The following is a 25,537-nucleotide window of genomic DNA, read 5'->3' on the forward strand; positions in this document are numbered from 1 at the left end:
CTCATGAAAGGAGTTTCTGGTATGTCCATTCAAACTGGAGTCTCTGCGAACGCAGTCGCTGTTGCCAATCCGTGGGCGCTTGTGCCCCCTCTGGGCAACCTCGACGCTTACATTTCTTCGGTCAACCGCCTGCCCCTGCTCACCCTCGAGGAAGAGCAGGACGCGGCACGCAAGCTGCGCGATTCCGGTGATGTGGAAGCTGCCGGTAAGTTAGTGCTCTCTCACTTGCGGCTTGTGGTGTCGATTTCGCGCCAGTACCTGGGCTACGGCCTGCCCCATGGCGACCTGATCCAGGAAGGCAACATCGGCCTGATGAAGGCCGTGAAGCGCTTCGACCCCGATCAGGGCGTGCGTCTGGTGAGCTACGCCATGCACTGGATCAAGGCGGAAATCCACGAATACATCCTGAAGAACTGGCGCATGGTCAAGGTGGCGACCACCAAGGCCCAGCGCAAGCTGTTCTTCAACCTGCGCTCGATGAAGCAGGGCTTCAAGGCCGATGCCGAAGCCGGCGAGGCCACGCACCGCGAAACCTTGTCGGAGCATGAAATCGACGTGGTCGCGCGCCAGCTGAACGTGAAGCGCGAGGAAGTCATCGAGATGGAAACCCGCCTGTCGGGCGGTGACGTCATGCTCGACCCCGGCCCGTCGGACGATGGCGAGGAAGGCTTCGGCCCCATCGCTTATCTGGCCGATGCCGCGCACGAACCGACGGCGCTGATCGAGTCGCGCCAACGTGATTCGCTGGCCACGGACGGCATCAGCACGGCGCTGGCCGGGCTGGACGACCGCAGCCGCCGCATCGTGGAAGAGCGCTGGCTGAAGGTGAATGACGACGGCTCCGGCGGCATGACGCTGCACGAGCTGGCCGCCGAATATGGCGTGAGCGCCGAGCGCATCCGCCAGATCGAGGCGTCGGCGATGAAGAAGATGAAGAAGGCGCTGGCGGCTTACGCCTGATCGGCAGGTTACAAATCCGCCATCGCTTCCGCGTCTTTTTGACCACACCAGCCCGGCCCGTGCCGGGCTTTTTTCTGGCTGGCCGCACAGGGGCTCTGCGACAATCGGGCAAGGGAAAGTCAGAACAACATGTGGCGAACAATCTGGCGCCAGGCTTGCACGGTCCTGTTGTGGACCGCACTCGCGATCCATGCGCAAGCCCAGCCCGTACCCGGCGGTACGCTCGATCTTTACAACGAAATGGAACCCGTGGCGCTGGACAAGCACGCGGCGTACTGGATCGACCCCACAGGACAGGCAAGCCTCAAGGATGCGACGGAGGTTGCACCCGACGCGTGGAAGCCCTACGAGCAAAGCCGCATCCATGCCATCGATGGCAAAGCCTTGTGGCTGCGTTTTGACGCAACCATCGGCGACAGCCGTTCACGCTGGTTTCTTGAAGTCGTGCTGTCCGGGCTCGACCGTGGCACGCTCTACTACCGGGACCTCAACGGCCAATGGATCATCCAGGACGCAGGTGACAACGTACCCGTGCCGCTCTGGCCGCTGCCTGGCCGTTTTCCGACTTTCGAGCTGAGTTCCCAGCCACAGGTGGGCGTGACCTACTGGCTGCGCATCGAGCACGCACGCATCGCGTTCGCATCCCCCATCCAACTGGCCAACCACAAGACACTCACGGGCTCGCGTGAGAGCGGCCAGTTCATGCTCGGCGCGTATTTCGGGCTGGCCGCACTCGTGATCGTTCTCGGCGCCGCTTATTCGATCGGCTGGCGGGATCGAAACCTGGCCGCCTACGGCCTCTACGTGCTGGTGCTGACGATGGGCCAGCTTGCCTATCTGGGCATCGGCGGCCAATACCTGTGGCCGAACTGGCTGCACTGGAACCAGATCGCCGCGTTCGTGTTGCCGCCGCTGTCGACGGCCGCAGGGCTGTGGATGGTCCGCGTCATCACCCAGCCCGCGCGCTTCTCGGTACAACTCGATCGCGCCGCCATCGCACTGATGATCATCCAGATCCTCGTTTGCGTCGCCGACGGCCTGTTCAGCACGATGCTGACCTTCCGCTTGCTCACCAGCATGACGCTCGTGACCATCGTCGCCATCCTCGGCCTGCTGGTCGTCGTGTGGTGGCGCGGCGATGACCCCGATGCCATCCTGCTCACAGTCGGCCTGCTGCCCGTGGCCATCGGTGCGTTGTTCCCCATGGCGCGCAGCCTCGAGCTCATTCCCACAAGCGCCCTGACGCGCTACAGCCTGGCCATCGCCGCTGCCTTCGAGACACCCATCCTGCTGTACGCGCTGAGCCGTCGTGCCATGCGCCGGCGCGAAAGCTTCCACCGCAACGAGGGGCTGCCGCGCACCGATGCGCTGACCGGTCTGGCGACCGCCAACGTGCTGGAACGCAAGCTGACCGAAGCGCTCGGGCGCGCCGAGGGCGACAATTTCGCGCTGCTCGCGATCGAAGTGGCCAACCGCGACGCCATCGCCCGTGAATACGGGCCGGAAATGGGCGAGCGCGCGCTGGTCGTGGCAGGGCTGCACCTGCGTGCGCTGGCGAAGGACGTCGATATCGCCGCCCGCCTGTCGGACGCGCAATTCGGCCTGCTCGTGCGCGGCCCGATCCACGAAGACCAGCTCAGCAGTCTGGCAACCGCCATCGTCGCGCGCGGGCTGCGCGAATCACGCGCCTTGCCGCCATCGGTGTCGCTGCGCTTCCACGTGGTCGCGACTCAGCCGCGACGTGGGCCGGATGCACCCGAGGCGGCCATCCTTCTGCAACGATTGCAGGATCATCTGCTCGCGATCACGTCGGATTCGCGCAAGACCATCCGCATTGTCTGAAACTGTCGCGAATGCGGGTTAGCATTGCGGTCTTACGGCCGGAAGAGCCGGCCTTCAATCGAGGAAGACAGCATGCATTCGAATTTCTCCCGTCGCGCCCTGCTGGCCGCCGTCCCTGCGACGGCGCTGGCTGCAGCGCTGATCACCCCGGCGTTCGCCCAGACCAAGGCGGTCCGTCCGGCCGCCCCTGACATCGCCGCCTCCTGGCCGAGCAAGCCCGTGCGCATCATCGTCGGATTCCCTGGCGGTTCCACGCCCGACCTCGTGGCTCGCACGATCGCCGAGCCGTTGAGCAAGGCGCTGGGCCAGCCGGTCCTCGTCGAGAACCGCGTGGGTGCAGGTGGCAACATTGCCGCCGATCTCGTGGCCAAGGCGACCGACGACCACACCATTGGCGTGATGATCAACGGCAACATGACGATCGCGAAACTGCTGAACCCGTCGGTGCCGTACGACCCGCTCAAGGCGTTCGCTCCGATCAGCCTGATCGGCACGGCCCCCCTGGTCCTGGCAGCGCCTGCCAACGCCCCCGGCGCGAGCGCGCAGGATTTCTTCGTCGCCGCGCGCAACGCGGGCGACAAGTGGAGCTACGGCACGCCCGGTGTCGGCACCGTGGGTCACATCGGGATGGAACTGCTGAAGACCAAAACCAACATCAACCCGGTGCATGTCCCCTACCCGGGCAACCCGCAGGTGATCAACGCCATCATCGGCGGGCAGATCCAGCTGTCGCTGCTGCCCCCGGGGCTGGCAGCGGCGCAGGTGCGTGCCGGCAAGCTTCGCGCCATCGGCGTGACCTCGATCAGCCGCAGCCCGTTGGTGCCGGAAATCCCCAGCCTGTCGGAAGGCGGTGTCACCGGATTCCAGCTCGAGATCTGGACGGCCGCTGCAGCGCCGGTTTCCATGCCCAAGCCGATCGTGGCCAAGCTGTCGGCGCTGGTGAGCGAGATCGCGCGCTCACCCGATGTCCGCTCCAAGCTGTTCCAGCAAGGCTGGCAAGTGGCGGGCACTTCCGCTGAAGGCCTGGCCAACCGCATCAAGTCGGATACCAACCTGCTGGGTGGTGTGATTGCGATGCGGGGAATAAAAGCAGAGTAACCCCCCGAGGCGCCTTTGGCGCTTCCCCCCAAAAGGGGGCGGCCTGGTGGACCGGCGGAGCCGGATCCACGGGCCCTCGCTTTTTTGGCCTTCGGCCTCAGGCTAGCAGTTGCTTTAAATCCGATGTCAGGGCTGCGGCACCCATGCCGTAGCGGGTGTACAGGCGCAGGCGGCCCTGGGTGTCGTAGACGTAGCTGGCGGCGGAGTGGTCCATCGTGTAGCTCGTGGGTGTCTGGCCGGGCACTTTCTTGTAGTACATCTTGAAGTCCTTCGACAGGGCTTCCAGTTGCGCGGGCGTGGGCCGCAGCGCGAGGAAGGTGGGATCGAAGTTCTCCATGTAGGCCTTGAGCACTTCAGGCGTGTCGCGCTCTGGGTCGACAGTAATGAATACGCCTTGCAGGCGGTTGCCGTCTGCGCCCAGGGCCTTCTTCACTTCGGCCAGTTCGAACATCGAGGTCGGGCACACGTCCGGGCACTGCGTGAAGCCGAAGAACAGCACGACCAGCTTGCCGCTGAAATCCTTCATGCTGCGCACCTGGCCGTTGTGGTCGGTGAGGCTGAAGTCCTTGGCGTAGTCGGCGCCGGTGATGTCCACCGATTTGAATGCGGGCTTGGGGTCCGAGCAGGCAGCCAGCAGCGTCACGGCCGCAGCGGGCAACAGGGCCATGCCGCCAGCGCGCAGGAAATCACGTTTGTTCATGCGTTCCATCACAAAGGTTGATCACAACACGTAGTGGTCCACCAGCAGCGCCGCGAACAGCACGCTCAGGTGGATCAGCGAAAAGCGGAAGGTCTTGCGTGCCAGTGCGTCCGAGTAATTGCGCCACAGCGCAAATCCATAGGCACAGAAACCGATGCTCAGCACCACGGCGGCGGCAAGATAGATCCATGAACTCATGCCGTAGGCGAACGGCATCAGGCAAGCCGCGAACAGGATGATCGTGTAGAGCAGCACCTGCAGGCGCGTGAACTCGCTGCCATGTGTGACAGGCAGCATGGGAAGGCCGGACTTGCGGTAGTCCTCGACGCGATACAGCGCGAGCGCCCAGAAATGCGGCGGCGTCCACAGGAAGATGATGAGGAAGAGGATGAGCGCCTCCGGCCCCACGTTGTCTGTCATCGCGGCCCAGCCGAGCACCGGCGGCATGGCGCCCGAGGCGCCACCGATCACGATGTTCTGCGGCGTGAGCGGCTTGAGGATCACGGTGTAGATGACCGCGTAGCCCACGAAGGTGGCAAAGGTGAGCCACATCGTGAGCGGATTGACCCACACGTAGAGCAGCACGGAACCGGCAGCACACAGCGCCGCGGAGAACGCAAGCGTTTGCCGGTCGCTCAGCTCACCCTTGGCGGTCGGCCTCCAGGCCGTGCGCTTCATCTTCGCGTCGATGCCCTTTTCCACGAGGCAGTTGAAGGCTGCAGCGGCGCCGGCTACCAGCCAGATTCCCAGACAGGCGACTGCCGCGAGGCGGACGTCGTGCCAGCCCGGCATGCCCGGTACGGCGAGCACCATGCCGATCAGCGCGCAGAACACGATGAGTTGCACCACACGCGGCTTGGTCAGCGCGTAGAACTGCGAGAAGCGCGAAGGCCAGGCGTTCAGTGCAGCGTCGCTCATGCCGACACCTCCGTCACCCTGAGACGTGAGGCATTGATGGTGTGCGGGTCGGAGCGGCTTTCGCACAGCGCCCAGGTGAGGATGACGAGCATGGCCGCCGCGCCGCCCGTGTGCGAAACCGCGGCAATGAGCGGCCATTCGAAGACGATGTTGGACAGCCCCGTGGCGAATTGCCAGATGCCCAGACCGACCATCCAGCGCGACTGCGTACGCAGCGCGGGAATGCGCCAGAGCCTCCAGGCGGCCATGAACAGCGTCGTGAGCGCCACGATGGCCCAGAGACGATGCACATAGTGAATGGCCGTGAGGGCCGCAAAGCCGATGTGCTCACCATCAGAAGTCATGCCCAGCGGACGCCAGATCTCGAAGCCCTGCGCGAAATCCATGTAGGGCCACCAGCTGTCCTGGCACTGCGGGAAGTCGCGGCATGCGAGCACGGCGTAGTTCGTGCTGACCCAGCCGCCCAGCGCGACCTGCAGGAAGATCGCGACAAACGCCGCAAGCAGCCACCGGCGCGTGCCCGGTGCCACGGCGACCGGCACCAACGCATGCTGCGCATGCCCGTACTGCACGGCCTGCGCGCACAGCAGCACCAGCAGCGTGAGCCCGGCCAGCAGGTGCAACGTGACGATGGCCGGGAACAGTTTCATCGTGACCGTGAGCGCGCCGAATGCACCGACCAGGCAGACCCAGACGAGCGTTGCCGTCGCCCACCAGGGGCTCACGGGTACGCCGCCCTGATTGCGTTTGCGTTCCAGCCAGGTGACGGCCGCGAGTGTCAGGATCAGCACGCCCACGCCAGTTGCCAGATACCGGTGGATCATTTCGACCCAGGCCTTGCCATGCGTGACTGGGCCTGTCGGCATGGCTTGCTGGGCCGCGCTGATCTCGGCATGTGCGCCCACCGGGCTGGCATTGCCGTAACACCCCGGCCAGTCCGGACATCCGAGTCCGGAATCGGTGAGCCGTGTGAAGGCGCCGAACAGCACGAGGTCGAAGGTGAGGAAAAGCGTCAGTACGGTGAGCACATGCAGGCGACGCACCGGCGAAGCCTGCTTGTTGCGCATCCACACCCAGGCCAGCGGCCCGAGCGCGATCACGACGCCCATGAGCATCATGCGCGCCACGGGAGACAGGTCGTACAGGGGCTGGGCGTCCATGCGGTTCACTTCTGAGGCCGGCCGGCCTGGTCCCACGATGCAGACGCGCGCAGCAGGCGTTCGAGATCGCGCTTGGCACGGGCTGCTCCGGCGTTGTCCATGTCAGGCGGAAAGCGCATCATCCAGTTGCCCATCGGGTCCACGACATACAGGTGGCTCTGCAACGTGTGTCCGGGAGCAGGCTCGATCCATCCCGACAACTCCGCCATTGGAATCCGCAGCACGGTTGCGCCCGCGAGCGCAGGCTTCAGGTTCCCGGGCACGGGCGCGTCGTCGGTGATGATCCAGACACGGTCGAGCCTGTCCTTCTCCCGTCCGACACCCTCGCGCAACTGGCGTTGCAGGTACAGGTCACGCTCGCACACCGCGTCGCATGCACCGGGGGTAACCGCCACCAGCAACCACTGGTGGCGCAGCGACGTCAGCGGCACCGGCGTGCCGTCGAGCGCAGTGGCGTCGATCGCCGGCATGGTGCGCTGCGGCTCGATCAGTTCGCCATAGGCGCGCCGGCCTTCCGGACGGATCACGTAGTAGGTGAAGTACGAAGCGATCACCGGCGCAGCGCACATCAGCAGCACTGCGATCATCTTCCAGCGGCCGCGCACCGTTCGCTGCGGATCGGCCATGGAGCCCGGCACAGGCATGGAATGCACCGTCAGGCCCAGCGGTTCGTCAGGTGGTCGGACGCTGGCGTCTGCGGGGGGCAATGAATTGGAACCAGACATAAAGGAATGCAATCAGGGCGCAAAGGCCGAACCATTGGAATGCGTAGCCATAGTGCTTCTCGACACCCGTGCCGACTTCAGGCCAGTCGCGCAGCAGGCCCTCGCTGCCAGCGCCGGTCTGCAGCACGCTGCCGTCGGCCAGCGCCAGCCCGGTTTCGGAACGAAAAGCCGCCAGGTCGAGATTTTGCCGGATACGCGATGCCCCTTTTCCTTCAGTCCCCTTCGCGTCGCTGCCCCCGAGTTCGAGCAGGTGGGGCGGCGCGTTGGCAATGCGGCCGGTGATCTCCACCAGGCCCTGCGGTGTCGCGATCTCGGGCAGCTGCGTGCGGTCCACGAAATTGCGGGGGACCCAGCCCCGCTGCACGACGACAGCGCGATCTGCGCCTTCCAGAAGCAGGGGAGTCAATACATAGAACCCGGGACGGCCATACATCTGCCGGTTGTCGAGAAACACCGTGTGTTGCGCAATCCATGTTCCGCGCAACACCACTGGCCGGTGCAGAAGCGGCACGAGATCGGCCCGGGGTTCGAGGTCGCGCGCGGACAACGCCGGGGCCTTGCGCTGCGTGTCGATGGCGGCCTGCAACGCCTCCTTCTGCGAGGCGCGCGAAAGTTGCCACCGGCCGAGGGACGCGGTGATGGCGATGCCGGCGACCGCAGCCACGGTCACGAGCCAGAAGCGCAGGAAGGAGCGTGTCACGGGATAATCGCTTGCATGAAATTTCTGCTGATCGCGCTTGCCTTTGTCGCCATTCTCGCCAGTCTGGGTTCCGCGCTTTTCTTCATGCTCAGGGATGGGCAGGACGGGAAGCCGAAGACCAGCAACATGGCGCGGGCACTGGCGTTTCGCGTCGGGCTCTCGATTGTGCTCTTCCTGTGCCTGCTGCTCGCGTGGAAGTTCGGCTACATCCAGCCGACGGGCCTGCCGGTGGGCAAGTAAGGCTTGCTGGAGAACAAGAAAAAAGCGCCTTCCGGCGCTTTTTTCTTTTGCGGGGTTGCCCCGTCAGGTCCAGTAAACCAGCACGTAAAGGCCCAGCCAGACCACGTCCACGAAGTGCCAGTACCAGGCAGCGCCTTCGAAGCCGAAATGACGCTCGGGCGTGAAGTGACCCTTCTGCAGGCGCAGCGTGATGAACAGCAGCATCAGCATCCCGACCAGCACGTGGAACCCGTGGAAGCCGGTCAGCATGAAGAAGGTCGAACCGAACACGCCCGAATTGAGCTTGAGGTTCAGGTCGGTGTAGGCGTGGAAGTATTCGTAGCCCTGCACACACAGGAAAGTCACGCCCAGCAGCACGGTCGCCCACATGTACGCGATGGTCTTGCCGCGATGGTTGTCGCGCAGTGCGTGGTGCGCGATGGTCAGCGTCACACCGGAGGTGAGCAGCAACGCGGTGTTGATCGTGGGCAACCAGAACGGGCCCATGGTCTGGAACGGCTCGATGATGCCGCCCGGCGAAGCGGTGATGCCAACGCCGGTGCTGGGCCATGCGGCCTTGAAGTCCGGCCAGAGCAATGCGTTGTCCAGGCTGCCGAGCGCCGGCACCGAATGCGAACGGGCCCACCACAGCGCGGTGAAGAAGGCACCGAAGAACATGACTTCAGAAAAGATGAACCAGCTCATGCTCCAGCGATAGGACAGGTCGATCTTGTGACCGTACTGGCCACCTTCGCTTTCGCGGATGGCATCACCGAACCACTGATACAGCACGACCCACCACCACAGCAAACCGAAGGCGAGCGAGTAAGCGCCCCACTGGTGGCCGTTGATCCACTGGCCGGCACCGAGAATCACGAAGAACAGGCCGATGGCCGCCATCACCGGATGGCGCGAAGGACCCGGGACGAAGTAGTAAGGCGTGGTGCCGCTTGCAGATGAACTCATGTGGACTCCTGACTCTCTCTAGGCTTTCTTTGACTCTTCTCGTGGGGCGGCGCTTTCAACCTGCCACCCAGTTGACCAGCAGGATCAGGCCGCCGACGAACAGCGCGGCACCGAGCAGGCCGACAACAATGATGTGGATCGGCGACAGCTTCGCCACATCCTCCTGGAAATCCTTGCTTCGACGCAGACCGAGGAACGACCACGCGACGGCCTGAACCGTGCGCAGCAGCGAGCCTTGGCGTTTCTGCGATTCCTGTTGCATGGCGGTGCTCACGTTCCCGCTCCTGCCGGCACCAGCACGCGCGAGGCGTCGGCCGTCGGCGCGGGCGGCGTCTTGCCGCCGACCTCAAAGAAGGTGTACGACAAGGTGATGGTCGTCACGTCCTTGGACAGCTTCGGGTCGATGATGAAGGCGACCGGCCACGTCTTCTTCTCGCCGGGCTCGAGCGTGTACTGGTTGAAGCAGAAACATTCAAGCTTGTTGAAATGCGCGGCCGCCTGGCGTGGCGCATAGCTCGGGATGGCCTGCGCGGCCATGCGGCGGTCCTGGATGTTCTGGAACTCGTACATCACCGTGCTGAGTTCGCCCGGGTGAACCTGCATGGAACGCACCGCCGGCTTGAAGTCCCACGGACCACGTGCATTCGCGTCGAACTCGACGGTGATCACGCGCGTCCTGTCCACCTGCGTGTTGGCCGGCAGGCGGTTGGCCACACCGGGTACTTCGCGCTCGGCCAGCGAAAGGATATTGATGCCTGTGAACTCGCAGATGGCCTTGTAGATCGGCACGAGCGCATAACCGAAAGCGAACATGCCGGCGACGACCACCACCAGCTTGCCCACCATCCTTGCGTTCTCGCGGCGAATGTTCATGGCCCGACGTCCTTCAGCGGAACCACGCCATGCGGGCGATGAAACCGAGGAAGAACACCACCGCGATCGAGGCCAGGATCAGGCCCATGCGGCGGTTGCTCTTCTTCTGCTCGGGTGACATGACCATGACGATCAGCCGATCACCTTGGTGGCCGACGCATCCAGCCGGGGCGGCGTCTCGAAGGTGTGGAAGGGCGCGGGAGACGGGACTTCCCACTCCAGGCCTTCTGCGCCGGCGCCGTCCGGGTCGTTCCACGGACGCTGCGGAGCCTTTTCACCCTTGCCGCGCATCGTCGGCACGACGATGAACAGGAAGAAGTAGACCTGCGCGATACCGAAGAAGAACGCGCCCACGGTGGCAATGGCATTGAAGTCGGCAAACTGCATGGGATAGTCGGCATAACGACGCGGCATGCCGGCCAGGCCCAGGAAGTGCATCGGGAAGAAGGTCACGTTGAACGCGATCAGCGACCACCAGAAGTGGATCTTGCCGCGCGTTTCGTTGTACATGACGCCGGTCCACTTGGGCACCCAGTAGTAGTAACCGGCGAACAGAGCGTACAGCGAACCGGCCACCAGCACGTAGTGGAAGTGGGCCACGACGTAGTAGGTGTCCTGCAACTGGATGTCGATCGGTGCCACGGCCAGGATCAGACCGGTGAAACCGCCCATCGTGAACACGAAGATGAAGCCCACCGCGAACAGCATCGGCGTCTCGAACGTCATCGAGCCCTGCCACATCGTCGCGATCCAGTTGAAGATCTTCACGGCTGTCGGCACGGCGATCAGCATGGTCGCGTACATGAAGAACAGCTGGCCGGTCACCGGCATGCCGGTGGTGAACATGTGGTGCGCCCACACGATGAAGCTGGCAATGGCGATGGAGGCCGTGGCGTACACCATCGAGGCGTAGCCGAACAGCTTCTTGCGCGCGAAGGCCGGCACGATCTGGCTGATGATGCCGAACGCCGGCAGGATCATGATGTACACCTCGGGGTGGCCGAAGAACCAGAAGATGTGCTGGTACATCACCGGGTCACCACCACCGGCGGGGTTGAAGAAGGTCGTGCCGAAATGACGGTCCGTCAGCGTCATGGTGATCGCGCCTGCCAGTACGGGCATCACGGCAATCAGCAGGTAGGCGGTGATGAGCCAGGTCCAGCAGAACATCGGCATCTTCATCAGCGTCATGCCCGGAGCGCGCATGTTCAGGATGGTCACGATGATGTTGATCGAGCCCATGATCGACGAAGCACCCAGGATGTGCATCGCAAAGATGCCGGCGTCCATGGACGGGCCCATCTGCAGCGTGAGCGGCGCGTAGAGCGTCCAGCCCGCAGCGGGTGCGCCGCCCGGCATGAAGAACGACAGCACGAGCATCAATGCTGCGGGGATCATCAGCCAGAAGCTGAAGTTGTTCATGCGCGCGAACGCCATGTCGGAAGCACCGATCTGCAGCGGGATCATCCAGTTCGCGAAGCCCACGAAGGCCGGCATGATCGCACCGAACACCATGATGAGGCCATGCATGGTGGTGAACTGGTTGAACAGCTCGGGGTTCACCAGTTGCAGGCCGGGCTGGAACAGCTCGGCGCGGATCAGCAGCGCCAGGATGCCGCCGACCATCAGCATGGTGAAGGAGAACAGCAGGTACAGCGTCCCGATGTCCTTGTGGTTGGTGGCGAACACCCAACGGCGCCAGCCGGTGGGGGCATGGTGGTCGTGGTGGTCGTCGTGCGCGTGATCGCCGTCGTGGCCGTGGTTGTCGAGAACAGCACTCATGGGATATTCCTTGTCAATTCCTGGTGGCGATCACTTGCCACGCTGCGCCAGCACATCGGCCGGCTGCACCAGCTGGCCCGTCTTGTTGGACCAGTTGTTCTTGGTATACGTGATGACGGCGGCCAGGTCCGTATCGGACAGTTGCTTCCACGCCGGCATTGCGCCGTTACCGGCACCATTCAGCAGGATGTGGATCTGCTTGTTCTTGTCGGCGTCCAGCACGATGGCCGAGGCGTCCAGCGCCTTGATCGGGCCCGCGCCCTTGCCGTTGGCCTGGTGGCAGGCTGCACAATTGGCCGCGTAGACGCGCTCGCCGCGCTTGGTGATGTCGTCCAGCGTCCAGACCTTGGCCGGATCGTCCAGCTTGGCGGCCATCTTCTTCTTTTCGGCCTCGACCCACTTGGCGTAGTCTTCGGCAGACACGACCTTCACGTGGATCGGCATGTAGGCGTGTTCCTTGCCGCACAGCTCCTGGCACTGGCCATAGAAGTCGCCGAGTTTTTCGGCGCGGAACCAGGTGTCGCGCACGAAACCGGGAATCGCGTCCTGCTTGATGCCGAAAGCCGGCACGGCAAACGCGTGGATCACGTCGTTGGCGGTGGTGATGACGCGGATCTTCCTGTTGACCGGCACGACCATCGGGTTGTCGACCTTCAGCAGGTAATCATCGCCCTGGGCCTTGCCGGAGTCGGACATCACGCGCTGGTTCACGTCGAGCGTGGAGATGAAGCTCACGCCCTCGCCCTCGCCCTTGAGGTAGTCGTAACCCCACTTCCACTGGTAGCCGGTGACCTTGACGGTGACATCGGCGTTGGTGGTGTCCTTCTGGGCCACCAGCACCTTGGTGGCAGGCAGCGCCATGCCGATCACGATGAGGAAGGGAACCAGCGTCCAGCCGATTTCGACCCAGATGGGTTCTGCCAGCACCTTGGCCTTGTGGCCGACGGACTTGCGGTGCTTCCAGATGGAATAGAACATGACCGCGAACACCGCCACGAACACGACCGTGCAGATGATCAGCATCATCCAGTGCAGCCAGTGCTGCTCTTCGGCGATACGGGTGACGGGGGGATGCAGGTTCAGCTGGTTCACAGCCGGACCGCCCGGCAGGTCATTCACTGCATGGGCGGCGTTGCTGAACCACACGCCCGCCAGCAGCAGTGCCGACGCCAGCTTTTTGGAATTGCTCTTCATCGTGTTCACTTAACTTCCAAGTCCAATTTAACAATCACCCCGCGGCCTGGACTGCGGGTGGTCGCCTCCTCAGGCCGTGCGCAGCGCCATGCGCAACTCGCGCGCCAGCGCGCCGCGCAGCTCGGGGCGCACGTAGCGCCCCACCTGCACCGTGCGACCCTGACCGGACACTTCGATCAGCGAGGTATCACCCGTGGTCGGTTCGATGCGAACCCACTGCCGGTTGAATTCCGCGCGCTCCAGGCGTCCCGCGTTTTCCAGCTCCACCACCAGTTGCGCGCCCTGCAGTGAAATACGTTCGCCGTCCGTGGCATGGCGGGCGTACACCAGGAAGGCGGCCCCCACGGCCATCAGTTCGATCCAGGCGAAAGGAAGCACCAGATGCGCCCCCCGGACCCAGAAAAAAGCGCCGATCCCAAGGGAAACGACGCAGAGCGAAACGTACATCCAGCCGAGTTGGGCAGGCGTGACCGAGCAATTGCGCTTCAGGAACCAGTGGATGTTCTGGCCGGAGACGGTGGCGAAACGGAATACTGGGTTCGACACAGTTGAAGTTCACAAATGCCGGCAAACAGATCGCCCGAAGGCTGTCCGCACGCCGCGCAGCATGGGAAGATGCCCGAAACTGACACAACGGGCAATTGTAGCGCGGCTTGCAGGCGGGACAGCCCGTTTCAGATGGGGCGCCGGCCCGTTTTCAGCGTGGCCGCGACGGTGTGTTGCGGCCTTCACGCAGCATCGAACGCATGGCGTCAAGGGAAACCGCGCTTTCAGCCGCGAGTTGCACCTTGGGCTGGGGTTTGAAGGCATGCCCGTAGATGATCTCGAAGGTCAGCGCCAGCCGGCCGTCCTGCACGGGGTCGGCCAGCCGCGCAGTCAGCGCCTGCTCCAGCCGGGCACGCCAGCCTCGGCCTCGCAGCCCGCTGAATCGCCCCGGGTGCAGGTTGCGACCGAGACCGCGCAACTCATCCAGCAACGCTGCGGGCGTCTGGTAGGTCAGCACGATGCGCTCCATGTCCATCACCGGCTCTGCGAAGCCGGCGTGCACGAGCATGTCGCCCCAGTCGTGCATATCGGTGAACTCGTGCGCGGGTGCCGGCCAGCCGAGGTCCGCATAGACCGCCCGGAGTTCGCGCAGCGTATCGGGGCCCAGGCACGAAAACATCAGGAATCCCCCGACGGCCACCTGCTGCTGCCACTGGCCTATCAGGTCCTGCGGATCGGCCGCCATGTGCAGGGCCATGTTGGCCCAGAGCATCTGGACGTCCCGGCCCGGCGCTCCGAAGCGGACAGCGCCCGCACGCCAGCGTCGGGGCGACCACCACGCCGGCCGGAGTGCATCGCGGGCTGCGGCGTCGCGTGCCGGGTTTTGCGCATTCACATGGGCGACGGCGCCCGGGTAGCGCTGCGCCACGCGCCGGTGCGCCTCCAGCCCGCCACCCACGGCGTCCCAGTCCATCCACGATGCCGGCTGCAGCTTGATCCATTCGAGCCGCTCCTGCATGCGATTGCCCACTTCCTCGTGCAGCCACGGCGATTGCGGCGGCGCCTTCCGCAGCCAGCGCTGGGCAGCCACGGGGTCGATGGTGGGGGGGCGCTGGTCGGAGGGCGTGGCCATGGTGATGTGCGGCCCGAGTATATTGAGCCGATGTTCCGTCAGTGGCTGGAGGGTGTTTCCAGCATCATTCCCAGCCAGTGCGCGCTGTGTCGGCGCTGGCCTTCCGAGCCCGCGTGCCGCAGCTGCGTCGGACGCTTCGCGGGGCCCCGCGCGCGTTGCGCCACCTGCGCGTTGCCGCTCGACGCCATCAGACTGGCGCGCGGTGACCTGCGATGCGCGCGCTGCACGAGGAAACCTCCACCGCTTTCCGCCTGCATTGCAGCGGTGGACTACGGTTACCCGTGGGCCGAATGCATCGCAGATTTCAAGTTCCGGGGGCAGGCCGGCTGGGCCGGACCGCTGGCGCGACTCATGCAGTCCGCGCCAGGCGCAGCCGGATGCATTGCTTCTGCCGATCTCGTGCTGCCCATGCCCCTGTCCGTCGAGCGCCTGCGCGAGCGCGGCTTCAACCAGGCGCTGGAACTTGCGCGTCATCTGCCGGGAATCGCGCGGGGCCGGATCCGGACCGACCTGCTGCTGCGCATCCGCCACACGCCGGCGCAAAGCAGTCTGGACCGCTCGCGGCGGCTCGCCAATGTGCGCGGCGCTTTTTCGGTGGAGCCACTCTCGGCGGCCGCCCTGGAAGGCCGCCGCGTGCTGCTCGTCGATGACGTGATGACAAGCGGTGCGTCACTGTACGAAGCGGCATCACGGCTTCGCCAGGCCGGCGCGGCGGAAGTCTGCGGGCTCGTGATCGCGCGCACCGACGAGGCCACAGGCGACTGAGAAAATCGGCGCCCATGTTCAACATCGTCCTCGTTCACCCGGAAATCCCGCCCAACACCGGCAACGTCATCCGGCTGGCCGCCAACACGGGTTGCGCGCTGCACCTGGTGGAGCCACTGGGGTTTTCGATGGACGACCGCCACATGCGTCGCGCAGGCCTGGACTATCACGAGTACACCACCGTCGCGCGCCATGCCGACTGGGACGCCTTCATCGCAAGCACCCGACCCGCGCGTGAGCGGATGTTCGCCATGACCACCCGGGGGTCGGGTCCGGTGCACGACGCGCGTTTCCAGCCCGGCGACTGGCTCGTCTTCGGCTGCGAGACACGCGGCCTGCCCGAGGAAGTCCGTGAACAATTCGCGCCGGCCCAGCGGTTGAGGCTGCCGATGCTGGACGGTCAGCGCAGCCTCAACCTGTCCAACGCAGTCGCCGTCACGGTGTTCGAGGCGTGGCGGCAGAACGGCTTTGCGCCGGTTGGGCCGGGCTGAGGCGCTCGGACGCGGTCTGCCGGGGTGCCGGTTCGCCCAGGAAATCGAGAAATGCCTTCACCCGCGCCGGCATGAGCTTGCGGCTGGGTAGCGCCGCATAGATCGTGTAGCGGCCAAAAATCCATTCGGGCAGGAGATGCACCAGCGCACCGCTGGCCAGGTGCGACGCCACCAGCAGCCGGGACAGTACCGCCACGCCTGCGCCGTCCAGCGTTGCGCGATACAGCACATCGAAGCTCACCGACTGCACGCCGACCGGCATGTCCAGCGACACCGGCGCCGTGCCGCCCTCAAGCGGCTTCAGATGCAAGCGGCGCGAGCTCGGGCCCGAAGCCTGCTGCCAGGGGAAGCGCAGATAGTCGTGGTTGCGCAATTCTTCCGGCGTGGTCGGCGTGCCGTAGCGTTGCAGGTAAGCCGGTGCCGCACAGACGATCCACTCGGTGGTGATGAGCGGCCGCGCCACGACGCTCGCGTCATACCCTTCCTCCACCACCATGAACGTCATGTCGAACTCCTCCACGCGGTTCTGCGGGAACGGATCGATCATCAGGTCGAGCGAGACTTTCGGGTACTTCTCGCGCCAACGGGCAATTCGGGGCGCGAGGAAGTAGGAAGCGAGCACGGGTGTGGCAAGCAGATGCAGCGTCCCCTGTATTTCCCGGGTGCTCGCCGTGGCGGCGGCCTCGGCGTCATCCACCTCCGCCAGGATGCTGCGCACGCGCTGCAGATACAGCTCGCCGGATTCGGTCACCGCCACGCGCCGGGTCGTACGCTGGATCAGCCTTGCACCGAGATGCTGCTCCAGCTGGGCAATCGCCCGGGTCACCGCGGCCGGCGACATCTCGAGCGCCCGGGAAGCGGCCGCGAACCCGCCTTCATCGATGACGCGCTGGAACACGCGCATGCACAGGAGTTTGTCCATGATGAAACTGAAGTTGTATCCTGATTGTTATTATTTCAATTACCGGAATGTTCAATTGATGACTATATAGTTTTTCTTTTGCTCGGCAAGGTCTACATTCACTCCATCAACAACCCAACCCGAAAGGATTGAATCATGAAGACCTCCCGTATCCTGGCTGTATCCGCCCTGTCGCTGTCGATGATGGCAAGCTTTGGCGTCGCCCACGCCGATGAAGCAGACGGTTCGCAGCTGCCGCTGAACACGACCTCCATGCGCGCCCGCGCCGACGTTCAGGCCGAAGCCATGAACCCGGTGAAGATCACCAACGGCGGCACGGGCGTTCTCGCCCCCCGGGACACCGTCACGAGCCGTGAAGCGGTTCGCAACGAGGCCATTGCCGCGGCTCGCCAGAACCAGATTCCTTACGGCGAACTGGGCAACTCGGAAGCGATGTAAGTCGCACCGCCGTTGTGCCATCAGGGCCCCGGCCGGTCGAAATGACCGGCCGGGGCCCTGATGCTTTCGCGACAGCTCAAGGGGATTCGGCATACCGATTGATCAGGGTAAACCCTATAATCGAGGACTTTGCCCGGCCGCGACACCCCTCGCCGCCGTCACGGCTTGCAGAGACCCACAAGGTGCTGCCAAGTCAGCCCTGTGAATGTCCCATGAAGAAGATCTTTGGCCGGCCCTCCGGCCCGGCTCCGCTGGAGTCCGGTCTGGCGAACCGCATCGCCCGCCTCGCCGCCCTGCGCGCGCAAGTCAAATCCATCGTCGGTGATATCGAAGGCCGCCCCGCCGAGCAATTGCGCCACCGCATCAGCGTTTGCCTGGACGCGACCGACCTGTGGCTGTTGCGCCCCGATCTGCACATGGTGATTGCCCGTGCGCATTCGGAGGTCGTGGCCTGCGAGCGCATCAACAGCCTGATTCCTCACTTCGAAGGCTGGCTGCCGGAGCGACAGTTGCAACCGATCCAGCCCGGCGGCTCCACACTCGCCTGACGGCCGTCCGCCCTGCTCTCCCGGAATTCGGGGGGTATTTCAGGGGTATTGCCGGACCAGCGATTCGGCAATGCACACCGGTTTCGGTGCACCTTCGCGCTCGACCGTGACTTCGAAGGTCATCTGCCGGCCACCGTGCTCGATGGGGTCAGACGCCAGCAGCTTCATGCGCCCGCGCAGGCGGCTGCCCACCGGCACCGGCGAGGTGAACCGGACCTTGTTCAGCCCGTAATTCACGCCCATCCGCGTCTCTTTCACGGAGAACGAGGTCTCGAAGAATTTCGGCAGCAAGGACAGTGTGAGAAAGCCATGCGCGATCGGTCCGCCGAACGGCCCCTGCTTCGCCTTCTCCACATCCACATGGATCCACTGATGATCACCCGTTGCGTCGGCGAACAGGTTCACCTGCTCCTGCGTCACGGTGGTCCAGTCGCTCAGGGCAATTTCCTGCCCGACCAGCGCATCCATTTCCGCGAAGGTCTGCAGCACCCTCATTTGTCGAGCCAGTCGCAGATCGCCTTCCATTGGCCGAGGTCGCGCTCCACGCGTCCCGGCGCCACGTCGAACACCGACAGGCCGCGCGCCGCCAGATGGATGTAGTTCTGCGTGTCACGCAGGTAGCCCAGAACCGGAAGACCGAGACTGTCGACGAATTCGTGCAACTTGTCAGCCGCGATGGTGCGCGAATCCACACGCATGCCCACGATGCCCACCTGCAGTTGCGTGGCCTTGCGATGCTCGGCCAGCTGGTCGAGGAAGGCTCGCGTCGCGAAGATGTCGAACACGCTGGGCTGCAGCGGCACGATCACCTTGTCGGCCAGGCGCATGACGTCGTTGAATCGCCAGCCGTGCAGGCCGCCGGGCGTGTCCAGCACGACGTGCGTGGTGCCCTTGGGTGGCTTGACGATCAGGTCGGCATTGACCTCCCAGGTGGCGATGGGCCGCGCGGCCGACGGGCGCAGGCCCAGCCACAGGCGCGACGACTGCTGCCGGTCGGCGTCGCCCAACATGACCGCATGGCCCTTGCTGGCGAAATAACCCGCGATGTTGGTGGCCAGCGTCGATTTCCCGACACCGCCTTTTGGATTCGCAACAACCACGACAGGCATGAGCTTCTCCTCGCTTGGAAATGTGGCCCTATGTTAGCCGGGCTTGGAAGAATCCATCCCAGACCAGCTTGCAGCCGGTCAGCAGCATGCCGGCATAAAGCATGCGGTAGAACCACAGCGGACTGATGCGCCGCGCCACTTTGACGCCGATCCAGACACCCAGCGGCGCCAGCGGCAGCAGCGCGATGGACGTCGCCAGGTTGCGCATGTCCAGCAGGCCGAGCCAGCCATAGGGAATCCACTTGGACAGGTTGAGCACGAAAAAGAACACGGCCATCGTCGCCGTGAAGCGCACGGGCGAGAGCTTCAGCGGGATCACGTAGGCGTTGATGGGCGGGCCGCCCGCATGCGACACGAAACTGGTGAAGCCCGCCGTGGCCGCGAGCATGCCGCCCGCCCAGCGCGGCGGCGGCCTGCTGTCCGGACGCGGCGGGAACAGCAGGCGTTGCGCGAGAAACACCAGTGTGAAGATGCCCACCAGCCCGGCGACCAGATGCGAGTCCAGCAGCTTGAACATGACGGTGCCGATCACGGTGCCGACGAGTCCGCACGGGATGAGGAACCTCAGCAGTTCGCGGTCGAAGTCACGCCGATAGGCCGCCAGGCCGAGCAGGTCCATCACCAGCAGCACCGGCATGAGGATGGCAGCGGCCTGCGGCACGGAAACCGCCAGTGCCATGATCGGCACGGCCAGCGATCCGAAGCCGGCGCCGAAGCCGCTCTTGCTGATGCCCAGCAGGATCACGGCGGGAATGGCTACCGCGTAGAAGTACCCATCCGTGATGAGTGGAAAGTCCACGGACGGCGACTCAGACGCGCTCGAGGATCACCGCGATGCCCTGCCCCACGCCGATGCACATGGTGCAAAGCGCGTAGCGGCCGCCCGTGCGGTGCAGCTGGTTCACCGCCGTCGTCGCCAGCCGCGCACCGCTGGCACCCAGCGGATGACCCAGTGCGATCGCGCCGCCGTTGGGGTTGACGCGTGCGTCGTCGTCTTTCAGACCCAGCATGCGCAGCACCGCCAGGCCTTGCGCCGCAAAGGCTTCGTTGAGTTCGATCACGTCGATCTGCTCGAGCTTGATGCCGGTAAGCGCCAGCACCTTCTGCGTGGCCGGCGCCGGGCCGATGCCCATGATGCGAGGGGCCACACCTGCGGTGGCCATGCCGACGATGCGGGCCTTGGGCGTGAGGCCATTCTTGCCCGCGGTCTTCTCATCGGCCAGCAGCAATGCGCAAGCGCCGTCGTTCACCCCGCTGGCATTGCCGGCAGTCACCGTGCCATCGGGCTTCACGACGCCCTTGAGTTTGGCAAGCGCTTCCAGGCTGGTTTCGCGCGGGTGCTCGTCCACCGACACCGTGAGCGGGTCGCCCTTCTTCTGCGGCACGGCCACCGGGGTGATTTCTGCATCGAAGAAGCCGGCCTTCTGCGCGGTCACGGCCTTGAGCTGGCTGGCCAGTGCCATGCGGTCCTGCGCTTCGCGCTCGATGCCGTAGTCGGTGGCGACGTTTTCTGCCGTCTCGGGCATGGAATCCACGCCGTATTGCTGCTTCATCAGCTTGTTGACGAAGCGCCATCCGATGGTGGTGTCGTACACCGCGTTGTTGCGGCTGAAAGCCGTCTCGGCTTTCGGCATGACGAAGGGTGCGCGGCTCATGCTTTCCACGCCGCCGGCGATCAAGAGACCGGCTTCACCGGCCTTGATGGCCCGGGCGGCGGTGCCCACGGCGTCCAGGCCCGAGCCGCACAGGCGGTTGATGGTGGCACCGGGCACTTCGAGGGGCAAACCCGCCAGCAGCGCGGCCATGCGCGCGACGTTGCGGTTGTCTTCCCCGGCCTGGTTGGCGCAGCCGATCAGCACGTCGGTCACGGCCGCCCAGTCCACACCGGTGTTGCGGGCCATGAGCGCTTTCAGCGGAATCGCCCCCAGATCGTCCGTGCGGACCGAAGACAGTGCGCCGCCGTAGCGGCCGAAGGGGGTGCGGATCGCGTCGCAGATGAATGCTTCAGGCATGAAAGAAAGCTCCTCAGAGCCGCTTACTGTAGCGGTTCATGCGATGAGGAGCTGTCGCCGCCGGGATGGGCCGGCGGCCGGTCAGGCCGGCGCGAGTCCGGCGTAACGCGTCAGGTCTTGCGGAAACCCAGTACCAGCACGACTGCGCCGATGGCGACCGCGCCGATGCTCAGCCACTGGGGAATGTTGACGCTTTCCTTGTCCTTCACCGTGAGCTCGATCGGGCCGAGCTTGGCTTCGGTGCGGTCCTTGGTGAAGCTGAAGCCGCCCGTGAAAAAGCCGGCCAGGCCCAGGACGATGAGAACGATGCCCGTGATGCGTGCTGCTGTCATGATTTTTTTCTCCTTCCGGGATGCGAACTGGGGTTGAACGCGGGGCTCGCCTCCCGGCACTGCGGCCCTTGGGTCGCAATGTAGGACCGCCCAGGGACGTGCTCCGTAGGACGCCGCCGCACGGTCGTGTCGCCTTTGCGCGCTTTCACCCGCAGCACACAGGGGCGCTGCCTGCGTGCTACTCTCCCTGCGATGTTCAACCCCTCGCAAGACGACGTGCGCCGCTTCTTCTGTGGCGTGCACGCCAAGAACCAGGGCAACCAGCCCATGGAGGCGATCGAAACGCTGGCGGGCCAGTGGATCGCCGAGCACCCCGAGTACCACGCCGACCTGTCGGACGCTGACGCGGCCGTGAAGCGCGTGTACACCGGCGGGGACGATGCACAGAACCCGTTCCTTCATCTGTCGATGCACCTGTCGATCAGCGAACAGTGTTCCATCGACCAGCCGCGCGGCATCCGCCAGGCCGTCGAGCTGCTGGCCGCGCGGCGCGATTCGCTGCACGACGCCCACCACGAAGCGATGGAGTGCCTGGGCCGGATGCTGTGGGAAGCGCAACGCGCCGGCCGGCCGCCCGACGGAGCCGCCTACATCGAATGCGTGCAGCGGCGCGCCACACGCGACTGACGCCACCCATGAAAAAGCCGCCCGCAGGCGGCTTTTTCATTGAAGCGCAGCTCTATCAGCGGCGGAATTCGCTTTGCGGAACGACCTTCAGGTCGCCGTCGAGCGAGCTGATGTAGTTGGCCATGGCCTTGAGCTCCGCATTGGAGAACTGCTTGGCGACGCCTGCCATCACGCCGTTGGTGCGGCCGACCTTGGCGTTGTTTTCCTGCTTGTACGACTTGAGTGCGACGAACAGGTAGTCCGCATGCTGGCCCGCGATGTGCGGGTAGGCCGGGTCGATCGGCTTGGCGAAATTCGTGCCGTGGCAGGACACGCAGGCGCCCTTCTTGAGCAGGGCATCGACCTGGGCACTGGGCTTGCGGGCAGGTTCGGCGGGAACTTCAGGCGCGTTGGCGGCCTTGCCGTGCTGCGCGTAATAGGCCGAGACGTCGGCGATGTCCTGGTCGTTCAGCGAGTCGGCGATGCCGCGCATGGTGGGATGCTTGCGTTCGCCGGCCTTGTACGCATTGAGCGCGGCGGCGATGTACTTGGCGGACTGGCCCGAGATCTTGGGCACCTTGTGAACCTCAGGGAAGCTCGACTGGTAGCCGACGATGCCGTGGCAACCGATGCACATGGCCACCTTCTTCTGGCCGTTCTCGACATTGCCCGTCACTTCCTGTGCGAAGGCGGCGGTCGTGTGAAAAGCCGTCACGGAAGCGACAGCCAATCCAATCATCGTGGTCAACAACTTGTTCATTTTGCGCGCACAATCTGTAAAAGTTCAGACTTGTAATCAACCTTCGATTATATCTGTGCACCTCCAGCGCACGGACCCCGATCTTCCATGAAATTCCAAGGTTCCCAGAATTACGTCGCCACCCAGGATCTGATGCTGGCGGTCAACGCCGCCATGACGCTCAAGCGTCCACTGCTGGTCAAGGGAGAGCCGGGCACCGGCAAGACGATGCTGGCCGAAGAGGTGGCGCAGGCCCTGGACATGCCGTTGCTCCAATGGCACATCAAGTCCACCACCAAGGCCCAGCAGGGCCTGTATGAGTACGACGCGGTGAGCCGGCTGCGCGACTCACAGCTGTCGGACATCGACGGCGGCGAGCGCGTCAAGGACATCCACAACTACATCGTCAAGGGCGTGCTCTGGCAGGCGTTCACCGCCGACAAGCCCGTCGCCCTGCTGATCGACGAGATCGACAAGGCCGACATCGAATTCCCCAACGACCTGCTGCGCGAACTCGACCGCATGGAGTTCTATTGCTACGAAACGCGCGAGCTCATCCGCGCGAAGAACCGCCCGCTGGTCTTCATCACGTCGAACAATGAAAAGGAACTGCCCGACGCCTTCCTGCGCCGCTGCTTCTTCCACTACATCAAGTTCCCCGATGCCGAGACGATGAAGCAGATCGTGGACGTGCACTTCCCCGGCCTCAAGGGCGAACTGCTTTCGGCCGCGATGAAAACCTTCTACGACGTGCGCAACCTGCCGGGCCTCAAGAAGAAGCCGTCCACCTCGGAACTGCTGGACTGGCTGAAGCTGCTCGTCGCCGAGGACATCCCCGCTGCCGCCCTGCACTCGAAGGACGACAAGGTCGCCGTGCCGCCGCTGGTGGGCGCGCTGCTCAAGAACGAGCAGGACGTGACGCTGTTCGAGAAGCTGGTGTTCATGCAGCGCAACAATCGCTGAGACAACAATCGCCCAGAACAGGAGGACTGACATGGCCTTCATCGAACCCGTCACCCTGACCGGCCGCCACTGGGCGGTGCTCGAGCCCCTGCAGCTGGAGCACAGTGAGGAACTCATCGACGCAGCGCGCGACGGCGAGCTCTGGAACCTCTGGTACACCAGCGTCGCCGGCCCGGACGCACTGCTCACCTACGTGAAGGACGCCCTGCGGATGCAGCAGGAACAGGGCGCGCTGCCTTTCGTCGTGCGCCGCAAATCGGACAATCGCGTCGTCGGCAGCACGCGTTACTTCAACGTGGACGCGAAGAACCGGCGTCTGGAGATCGGGCACACCTGGTACAGCAAGAGCGTGCAGCGGACCGGCGTCAACACCGAAGCCAAGCTGAACCTGCTCAAGCACGCGTTCGAGACGCTGGACTGTATCGCCGTGGAGTTCCGCACGCACTGGTTCAACTTCGACAGCCGCGCGGCCATCGCGCGCCTGGGCGCCAAGCAGGACGGGGTACTGCGCAACCACCAGCTCATGCCCAACGGCACGCTGCGCGACACGGTCGTGTTCAGCATCATCCAGAGCGAGTGGCCCGCCGTGAAGGCGCACTTGCGCTGGACGCTGAACAAGCCAGGGCGCGAAACGCCCTGACCGGGCGCCGGAAGAATCCGCATGCTGATCGACTTCTTCTACACGCTGCGCTCGGCCAAACTGCCGGTGTCGGTGAAGGAATACCTGACGCTTCTCGAAGCGCTGAAGGAAGGCGTGGTCGGCCCGATGTCGGAAGAAGGCGGCTACAGGATCGACGACTTCTACTACCTCAGCCGCACCGCGCTGGTGAAGGACGAGAAGCACTACGACAAGTTCGACCGCGCCTTCGCTGCCTACTTCAAGGGCGTGGAAATGGTGGCCGACTTCACCAAGGACATCCCGCTCGAATGGCTGCGCAAGAACCTCGAGCTGGAACTCAGCCCCGAGGAAAAGGCCGCCATCGAGAAGATGGGCTGGGACGAGCTCATGGAGACGCTCAAGAAGCGTTTCGAGGAACAGAAGGAACGCCACGAAGGCGGCAACAAGTGGATCGGCACAGGCGGCACCAGCCCGTTCGGCGCCAACGGCTTCAACCCGCAGGGCATCCGCATCGGGCAGGAGAAGAGCCGCAACAAGAGCGCGGTGAAGGTCTGGGACCAGCGCGCCTACAAGGACTACGACGACAGCCAGGAACTGGGCACGCGCAACATCAAGGTCGCGCTGCGCCGCCTACGCAAGTTCGCGCGGGAAGGGCTGGAAGAAGAACTGGACCTGCCCGACACCATCCGGTCCACTGCCGCCAATGCAGGCTGGCTGGACATCAAGATGGTGCCCGAGCGGCACAACAACGTGAAGGTGCTGCTGCTCATGGACGTGGGCGGCACGATGGACGAGCACATCCAGCGCGTGGAAGAACTGTTCTCTGCCACCAAGAGCGAGTTCAAGCACCTCGAGTTCTACTACTTCCACAACTGCGTCTACGACTTCATGTGGAAGAACAACCGCCGCCGCTTCTCGGAGAAGTTCCCGACGCTGGACATCATCCGCAAGTACAACAAGGACTACAAGCTGATCTTCGTCGGCGACGCGACGATGAGCCCGTATGAAATCCTGCAGCCCGGCGGCAGCGTCGAATACAACAACGAGGAAGCCGGCGCCGAGTGGCTGCAGCGGCTCACCAATGCCTTCCCCAAGTTCGCGTGGATCAATCCCGAACCGCAAGGTGTCTGGCAATACCGCCAGAGCATCTCGGTCATCCAGCAACTGATGAACCAGCGCATGTATCCCCTGACGATCCGGGGGCTGGAAGAGGCCATGCGGCTTCTCTCCAAGTAAGA

At 64.4% G+C, this 25,537-nt stretch carries 32 protein-coding genes; 12 read left to right on the plus strand and 20 right to left on the minus strand.

Features of this window, described 5'->3' with window-relative positions; translation table 11 throughout:
- The first annotated feature begins 21 nt into the window (after positions 1–21).
- The 3 genes from rpoH to ACO2Q9_RS04185 all read left to right on the plus strand — a co-directional run bounded on the left by rpoH (position 22) and on the right by ACO2Q9_RS04185 (position 3,900).
- On the plus strand, positions 22–960 hold the full coding sequence (gene rpoH, locus ACO2Q9_RS04175; RefSeq protein WP_423308599.1) for an RNA polymerase sigma factor RpoH: 939 nt from the start codon (positions 22–24) through the stop codon (positions 958–960).
- 129 nt (positions 961–1,089) lie between these two features.
- Positions 1,090–2,802, plus strand: coding sequence for a sensor domain-containing diguanylate cyclase (locus tag ACO2Q9_RS04180; RefSeq protein ID WP_423308601.1), 1,713 nt, complete (start codon positions 1,090–1,092; stop codon positions 2,800–2,802).
- 72 nt (positions 2,803–2,874) lie between these two features.
- Positions 2,875–3,900 (plus strand): Bug family tripartite tricarboxylate transporter substrate binding protein, encoded by a 1,026-nt coding sequence (locus ACO2Q9_RS04185; protein ID WP_423308603.1) that lies wholly within the window; start codon positions 2,875–2,877, stop codon positions 3,898–3,900.
- Positions 3,901–3,997: 97 nt separating this feature from the next.
- Here the strand turns inward: ACO2Q9_RS04185 and ACO2Q9_RS04190 are convergent, their stop codons facing one another.
- The 5 genes from ACO2Q9_RS04190 to ACO2Q9_RS04210 are packed head-to-tail and all read right to left on the minus strand — an operon-like array spanning position 3,998 to position 8,103.
- Positions 3,998–4,600, minus strand: a complete 603-nt coding sequence (locus ACO2Q9_RS04190; RefSeq protein WP_423308605.1) for an SCO family protein — start codon at positions 4,598–4,600, stop codon at positions 3,998–4,000.
- Between the two features lie 21 nt (positions 4,601–4,621).
- Positions 4,622–5,518, minus strand: coding sequence for a heme o synthase (gene cyoE / locus ACO2Q9_RS04195; RefSeq protein ID WP_423308607.1), 897 nt, complete (start codon positions 5,516–5,518; stop codon positions 4,622–4,624).
- A complete protein-coding gene (locus tag ACO2Q9_RS04200) occupies positions 5,515–6,678 on the minus strand; it encodes a COX15/CtaA family protein (protein ID WP_423308609.1) in 1,164 nt (387 codons plus the stop codon). The genes cyoE and ACO2Q9_RS04200 overlap by 4 nt, the downstream gene beginning before the upstream one ends.
- A gap of 5 nt (positions 6,679–6,683) precedes the next feature.
- On the minus strand, positions 6,684–7,403 hold the full coding sequence (locus tag ACO2Q9_RS04205) for a hypothetical protein (protein ID WP_423308611.1): 720 nt from the start codon (positions 7,401–7,403) through the stop codon (positions 6,684–6,686).
- Positions 7,351–8,103, minus strand: a complete 753-nt coding sequence (locus tag ACO2Q9_RS04210; RefSeq protein WP_423308613.1) for an SURF1 family protein — start codon at positions 8,101–8,103, stop codon at positions 7,351–7,353. The genes ACO2Q9_RS04205 and ACO2Q9_RS04210 overlap by 53 nt, the downstream gene beginning before the upstream one ends.
- Positions 8,104–8,118: 15 nt before the next feature.
- On the opposite strand from ACO2Q9_RS04210, the gene ACO2Q9_RS04215 reads away from it, so the two are divergent.
- Complete coding sequence (locus ACO2Q9_RS04215; RefSeq protein WP_423308615.1) at positions 8,119–8,343, plus strand: twin transmembrane helix small protein; 225 nt, start codon at positions 8,119–8,121, stop codon at positions 8,341–8,343.
- A 63-nt stretch (positions 8,344–8,406) separates the two neighbouring features.
- On the opposite strand, the gene ACO2Q9_RS04220 is transcribed toward ACO2Q9_RS04215, so the two are convergent.
- The 8 genes from ACO2Q9_RS04220 to ACO2Q9_RS04255 form a co-directional block, all read right to left on the minus strand.
- Positions 8,407–9,288: a cytochrome c oxidase subunit 3 gene (locus tag ACO2Q9_RS04220; RefSeq protein ID WP_423308617.1), complete on the minus strand. Its 882-nt coding sequence runs from the start codon at positions 9,286–9,288 to the stop codon at positions 8,407–8,409.
- Between the two features lie 55 nt (positions 9,289–9,343).
- Positions 9,344–9,562, minus strand: a complete 219-nt coding sequence (locus ACO2Q9_RS04225) for a DUF2970 domain-containing protein (protein ID WP_423308619.1) — start codon at positions 9,560–9,562, stop codon at positions 9,344–9,346.
- Complete coding sequence (locus ACO2Q9_RS04230; protein ID WP_423308621.1) at positions 9,559–10,161, minus strand: cytochrome c oxidase assembly protein; 603 nt, start codon at positions 10,159–10,161, stop codon at positions 9,559–9,561. Before ACO2Q9_RS04230 ends, ACO2Q9_RS04225 begins: the two co-directional genes overlap by 4 nt.
- Positions 10,162–10,174: 13 nt before the next feature.
- The gene (locus tag ACO2Q9_RS04235; protein ID WP_423309924.1) at positions 10,175–10,282 is read right to left on the minus strand and encodes a cytochrome oxidase small assembly protein; all 108 of its coding nucleotides are present in this window, start codon (positions 10,280–10,282) and stop codon (positions 10,175–10,177) included.
- A gap of 11 nt (positions 10,283–10,293) precedes the next feature.
- The gene (gene ctaD, locus ACO2Q9_RS04240) at positions 10,294–11,943 is read right to left on the minus strand and encodes a cytochrome c oxidase subunit I (RefSeq protein ID WP_423308623.1); all 1,650 of its coding nucleotides are present in this window, start codon (positions 11,941–11,943) and stop codon (positions 10,294–10,296) included.
- 30 nt (positions 11,944–11,973) lie between these two features.
- A complete protein-coding gene (gene coxB, locus ACO2Q9_RS04245) occupies positions 11,974–13,137 on the minus strand; it encodes a cytochrome c oxidase subunit II (protein ID WP_423308625.1) in 1,164 nt (387 codons plus the stop codon).
- Positions 13,138–13,206: 69 nt separating this feature from the next.
- Complete coding sequence (locus tag ACO2Q9_RS04250) at positions 13,207–13,683, minus strand: DUF2244 domain-containing protein (protein WP_423308627.1); 477 nt, start codon at positions 13,681–13,683, stop codon at positions 13,207–13,209.
- Positions 13,684–13,834: 151 nt separating this feature from the next.
- On the minus strand, positions 13,835–14,755 hold the full coding sequence (locus ACO2Q9_RS04255) for a biotin synthase (protein ID WP_423308629.1): 921 nt from the start codon (positions 14,753–14,755) through the stop codon (positions 13,835–13,837).
- Positions 14,756–14,785: 30 nt separating this feature from the next.
- On the opposite strand from ACO2Q9_RS04255, the gene ACO2Q9_RS04260 reads away from it, so the two are divergent.
- Both ACO2Q9_RS04260 and trmL read left to right on the plus strand, forming a co-directional pair.
- Positions 14,786–15,520, plus strand: a complete 735-nt coding sequence (locus tag ACO2Q9_RS04260; RefSeq protein WP_423308631.1) for a ComF family protein — start codon at positions 14,786–14,788, stop codon at positions 15,518–15,520.
- A gap of 14 nt (positions 15,521–15,534) precedes the next feature.
- Positions 15,535–16,011, plus strand: coding sequence for a tRNA (uridine(34)/cytosine(34)/5-carboxymethylaminomethyluridine(34)-2'-O)-methyltransferase TrmL (trmL, locus tag ACO2Q9_RS04265; RefSeq protein WP_423308633.1), 477 nt, complete (start codon positions 15,535–15,537; stop codon positions 16,009–16,011).
- On the opposite strand, the gene ACO2Q9_RS04270 is transcribed toward trmL, so the two are convergent.
- Positions 15,956–16,933, minus strand: coding sequence for a LysR family transcriptional regulator (locus tag ACO2Q9_RS04270; protein ID WP_423308635.1), 978 nt, complete (start codon positions 16,931–16,933; stop codon positions 15,956–15,958). The genes trmL and ACO2Q9_RS04270 overlap by 56 nt on opposite strands.
- A 135-nt stretch (positions 16,934–17,068) precedes the next feature.
- Between ACO2Q9_RS04270 and ACO2Q9_RS04275 the strand changes: the two genes are divergently transcribed.
- Together ACO2Q9_RS04275 and ACO2Q9_RS04280 are read left to right on the plus strand one after the other, a co-directional pair.
- On the plus strand, positions 17,069–17,371 hold the full coding sequence (locus tag ACO2Q9_RS04275) for a DUF4148 domain-containing protein (RefSeq protein ID WP_423308637.1): 303 nt from the start codon (positions 17,069–17,071) through the stop codon (positions 17,369–17,371).
- Between the two features lie 212 nt (positions 17,372–17,583).
- Entirely contained in the window at positions 17,584–17,919 is a 336-nt protein-coding gene (locus tag ACO2Q9_RS04280; protein WP_423308639.1) for a hypothetical protein, read from the plus strand.
- A gap of 39 nt (positions 17,920–17,958) precedes the next feature.
- On the opposite strand, the gene ACO2Q9_RS04285 is transcribed toward ACO2Q9_RS04280, so the two are convergent.
- The 5 genes from ACO2Q9_RS04285 to ACO2Q9_RS04305 form a co-directional block, all read right to left on the minus strand.
- Entirely contained in the window at positions 17,959–18,414 is a 456-nt protein-coding gene (locus ACO2Q9_RS04285) for a MaoC family dehydratase (RefSeq protein WP_423308641.1), read from the minus strand.
- On the minus strand, positions 18,411–19,028 hold the full coding sequence (locus tag ACO2Q9_RS04290) for an AAA family ATPase (protein ID WP_423308643.1): 618 nt from the start codon (positions 19,026–19,028) through the stop codon (positions 18,411–18,413). The genes ACO2Q9_RS04285 and ACO2Q9_RS04290 overlap by 4 nt, the downstream gene beginning before the upstream one ends.
- A gap of 28 nt (positions 19,029–19,056) precedes the next feature.
- A complete protein-coding gene (locus tag ACO2Q9_RS04295) occupies positions 19,057–19,827 on the minus strand; it encodes a sulfite exporter TauE/SafE family protein (protein ID WP_423308645.1) in 771 nt (256 codons plus the stop codon).
- A gap of 10 nt (positions 19,828–19,837) precedes the next feature.
- Positions 19,838–21,040, minus strand: coding sequence for a 3-oxoadipyl-CoA thiolase (gene pcaF / locus ACO2Q9_RS04300; RefSeq protein ID WP_423308647.1), 1,203 nt, complete (start codon positions 21,038–21,040; stop codon positions 19,838–19,840).
- Between the two features lie 110 nt (positions 21,041–21,150).
- On the minus strand, positions 21,151–21,372 hold the full coding sequence (locus ACO2Q9_RS04305; RefSeq protein ID WP_423308649.1) for a hypothetical protein: 222 nt from the start codon (positions 21,370–21,372) through the stop codon (positions 21,151–21,153).
- A 192-nt stretch (positions 21,373–21,564) separates the two neighbouring features.
- Between ACO2Q9_RS04305 and ACO2Q9_RS04310 the strand changes: the two genes are divergently transcribed.
- The gene (locus tag ACO2Q9_RS04310; RefSeq protein WP_423308651.1) at positions 21,565–21,999 is read left to right on the plus strand and encodes a DUF1841 family protein; all 435 of its coding nucleotides are present in this window, start codon (positions 21,565–21,567) and stop codon (positions 21,997–21,999) included.
- 55 nt (positions 22,000–22,054) lie between these two features.
- Here ACO2Q9_RS04310 and ACO2Q9_RS04315 read toward each other — a convergent pair whose 3' ends face one another.
- Positions 22,055–22,738, minus strand: a complete 684-nt coding sequence (locus tag ACO2Q9_RS04315; protein ID WP_423308653.1) for a c-type cytochrome — start codon at positions 22,736–22,738, stop codon at positions 22,055–22,057.
- 87 nt (positions 22,739–22,825) lie between these two features.
- On the opposite strand from ACO2Q9_RS04315, the gene ACO2Q9_RS04320 reads away from it, so the two are divergent.
- Genes ACO2Q9_RS04320 through ACO2Q9_RS04330 form a run of 3 tightly spaced genes read left to right on the plus strand, consistent with a single transcriptional unit; the run spans position 22,826 to position 25,535 of the window.
- Positions 22,826–23,680, plus strand: coding sequence for an AAA family ATPase (locus ACO2Q9_RS04320; protein WP_423308655.1), 855 nt, complete (start codon positions 22,826–22,828; stop codon positions 23,678–23,680).
- Positions 23,681–23,711: 31 nt separating this feature from the next.
- The gene (locus ACO2Q9_RS04325; protein ID WP_423308657.1) at positions 23,712–24,320 is read left to right on the plus strand and encodes a GNAT family N-acetyltransferase; all 609 of its coding nucleotides are present in this window, start codon (positions 23,712–23,714) and stop codon (positions 24,318–24,320) included.
- Positions 24,321–24,341: 21 nt separating this feature from the next.
- Positions 24,342–25,535 (plus strand): vWA domain-containing protein, encoded by a 1,194-nt coding sequence (locus tag ACO2Q9_RS04330; protein ID WP_423308659.1) that lies wholly within the window; start codon positions 24,342–24,344, stop codon positions 25,533–25,535.
- The last annotated feature ends 2 nt before the right edge of the window (positions 25,536–25,537 follow it).

Source organism: Variovorax sp. VNK109, assembly GCF_049445855.1.
Lineage (GTDB): Bacteria > Pseudomonadota > Gammaproteobacteria > Burkholderiales > Burkholderiaceae_C > JAGOCV01.

Bases quoted from the DNA above. Each gene is read 5' to 3' on its own strand.
- ACO2Q9_RS04255 (WP_423308629.1), bottom strand. From the start codon at position 14,755: ATGGCCACGCCCTCCGACCAGCGCCCCCCCACCATCGACCCCGTGGCT.
- ctaD (WP_423308623.1), bottom strand. From the start codon at position 11,943: ATGAGTGCTGTTCTCGACAACCACGGCCACGACGGCGATCACGCGCAC.
- ACO2Q9_RS04290 (WP_423308643.1), bottom strand. From the start codon at position 19,028: ATGCCTGTCGTGGTTGTTGCGAATCCAAAAGGCGGTGTCGGGAAATCG.
- ACO2Q9_RS04270 (WP_423308635.1), bottom strand. From the start codon at position 16,933: ATGGACAAACTCCTGTGCATGCGCGTGTTCCAGCGCGTCATCGATGAA.
- ACO2Q9_RS04230 (WP_423308621.1), bottom strand. From the start codon at position 10,161: ATGAACATTCGCCGCGAGAACGCAAGGATGGTGGGCAAGCTGGTGGTG.
- ACO2Q9_RS04280 (WP_423308639.1), top strand. From the start codon at position 17,584: ATGAAGAAGATCTTTGGCCGGCCCTCCGGCCCGGCTCCGCTGGAGTCC.
- ACO2Q9_RS04285 (WP_423308641.1), bottom strand. From the start codon at position 18,414: ATGAGGGTGCTGCAGACCTTCGCGGAAATGGATGCGCTGGTCGGGCAG.
- rpoH (WP_423308599.1), top strand. From the start codon at position 22: ATGTCCATTCAAACTGGAGTCTCTGCGAACGCAGTCGCTGTTGCCAAT.
- ACO2Q9_RS04185 (WP_423308603.1), top strand. From the start codon at position 2,875: ATGCATTCGAATTTCTCCCGTCGCGCCCTGCTGGCCGCCGTCCCTGCG.
- pcaF (WP_423308647.1), bottom strand. From the start codon at position 21,040: ATGCCTGAAGCATTCATCTGCGACGCGATCCGCACCCCCTTCGGCCGC.
- ACO2Q9_RS04315 (WP_423308653.1), bottom strand. From the start codon at position 22,738: ATGAACAAGTTGTTGACCACGATGATTGGATTGGCTGTCGCTTCCGTG.
- ACO2Q9_RS04260 (WP_423308631.1), top strand. From the start codon at position 14,786: ATGTTCCGTCAGTGGCTGGAGGGTGTTTCCAGCATCATTCCCAGCCAG.
- cyoE (WP_423308607.1), bottom strand. From the start codon at position 5,518: ATGAGCGACGCTGCACTGAACGCCTGGCCTTCGCGCTTCTCGCAGTTC.
- ACO2Q9_RS04320 (WP_423308655.1), top strand. From the start codon at position 22,826: ATGAAATTCCAAGGTTCCCAGAATTACGTCGCCACCCAGGATCTGATG.
- ACO2Q9_RS04190 (WP_423308605.1), bottom strand. From the start codon at position 4,600: ATGAACAAACGTGATTTCCTGCGCGCTGGCGGCATGGCCCTGTTGCCC.
- ACO2Q9_RS04215 (WP_423308615.1), top strand. From the start codon at position 8,119: ATGAAATTTCTGCTGATCGCGCTTGCCTTTGTCGCCATTCTCGCCAGT.
- ACO2Q9_RS04330 (WP_423308659.1), top strand. From the start codon at position 24,342: ATGCTGATCGACTTCTTCTACACGCTGCGCTCGGCCAAACTGCCGGTG.
- ACO2Q9_RS04325 (WP_423308657.1), top strand. From the start codon at position 23,712: ATGGCCTTCATCGAACCCGTCACCCTGACCGGCCGCCACTGGGCGGTG.
- ACO2Q9_RS04310 (WP_423308651.1), top strand. From the start codon at position 21,565: ATGTTCAACCCCTCGCAAGACGACGTGCGCCGCTTCTTCTGTGGCGTG.
- coxB (WP_423308625.1), bottom strand. From the start codon at position 13,137: ATGAAGAGCAATTCCAAAAAGCTGGCGTCGGCACTGCTGCTGGCGGGC.
- ACO2Q9_RS04200 (WP_423308609.1), bottom strand. From the start codon at position 6,678: ATGGACGCCCAGCCCCTGTACGACCTGTCTCCCGTGGCGCGCATGATG.
- trmL (WP_423308633.1), top strand. From the start codon at position 15,535: ATGTTCAACATCGTCCTCGTTCACCCGGAAATCCCGCCCAACACCGGC.
- ACO2Q9_RS04235 (WP_423309924.1), bottom strand. From the start codon at position 10,282: ATGTCACCCGAGCAGAAGAAGAGCAACCGCCGCATGGGCCTGATCCTG.
- ACO2Q9_RS04220 (WP_423308617.1), bottom strand. From the start codon at position 9,288: ATGAGTTCATCTGCAAGCGGCACCACGCCTTACTACTTCGTCCCGGGT.
- ACO2Q9_RS04180 (WP_423308601.1), top strand. From the start codon at position 1,090: ATGTGGCGAACAATCTGGCGCCAGGCTTGCACGGTCCTGTTGTGGACC.
- ACO2Q9_RS04305 (WP_423308649.1), bottom strand. From the start codon at position 21,372: ATGACAGCAGCACGCATCACGGGCATCGTTCTCATCGTCCTGGGCCTG.
- ACO2Q9_RS04275 (WP_423308637.1), top strand. From the start codon at position 17,069: ATGAAGACCTCCCGTATCCTGGCTGTATCCGCCCTGTCGCTGTCGATG.
- ACO2Q9_RS04205 (WP_423308611.1), bottom strand. From the start codon at position 7,403: ATGTCTGGTTCCAATTCATTGCCCCCCGCAGACGCCAGCGTCCGACCA.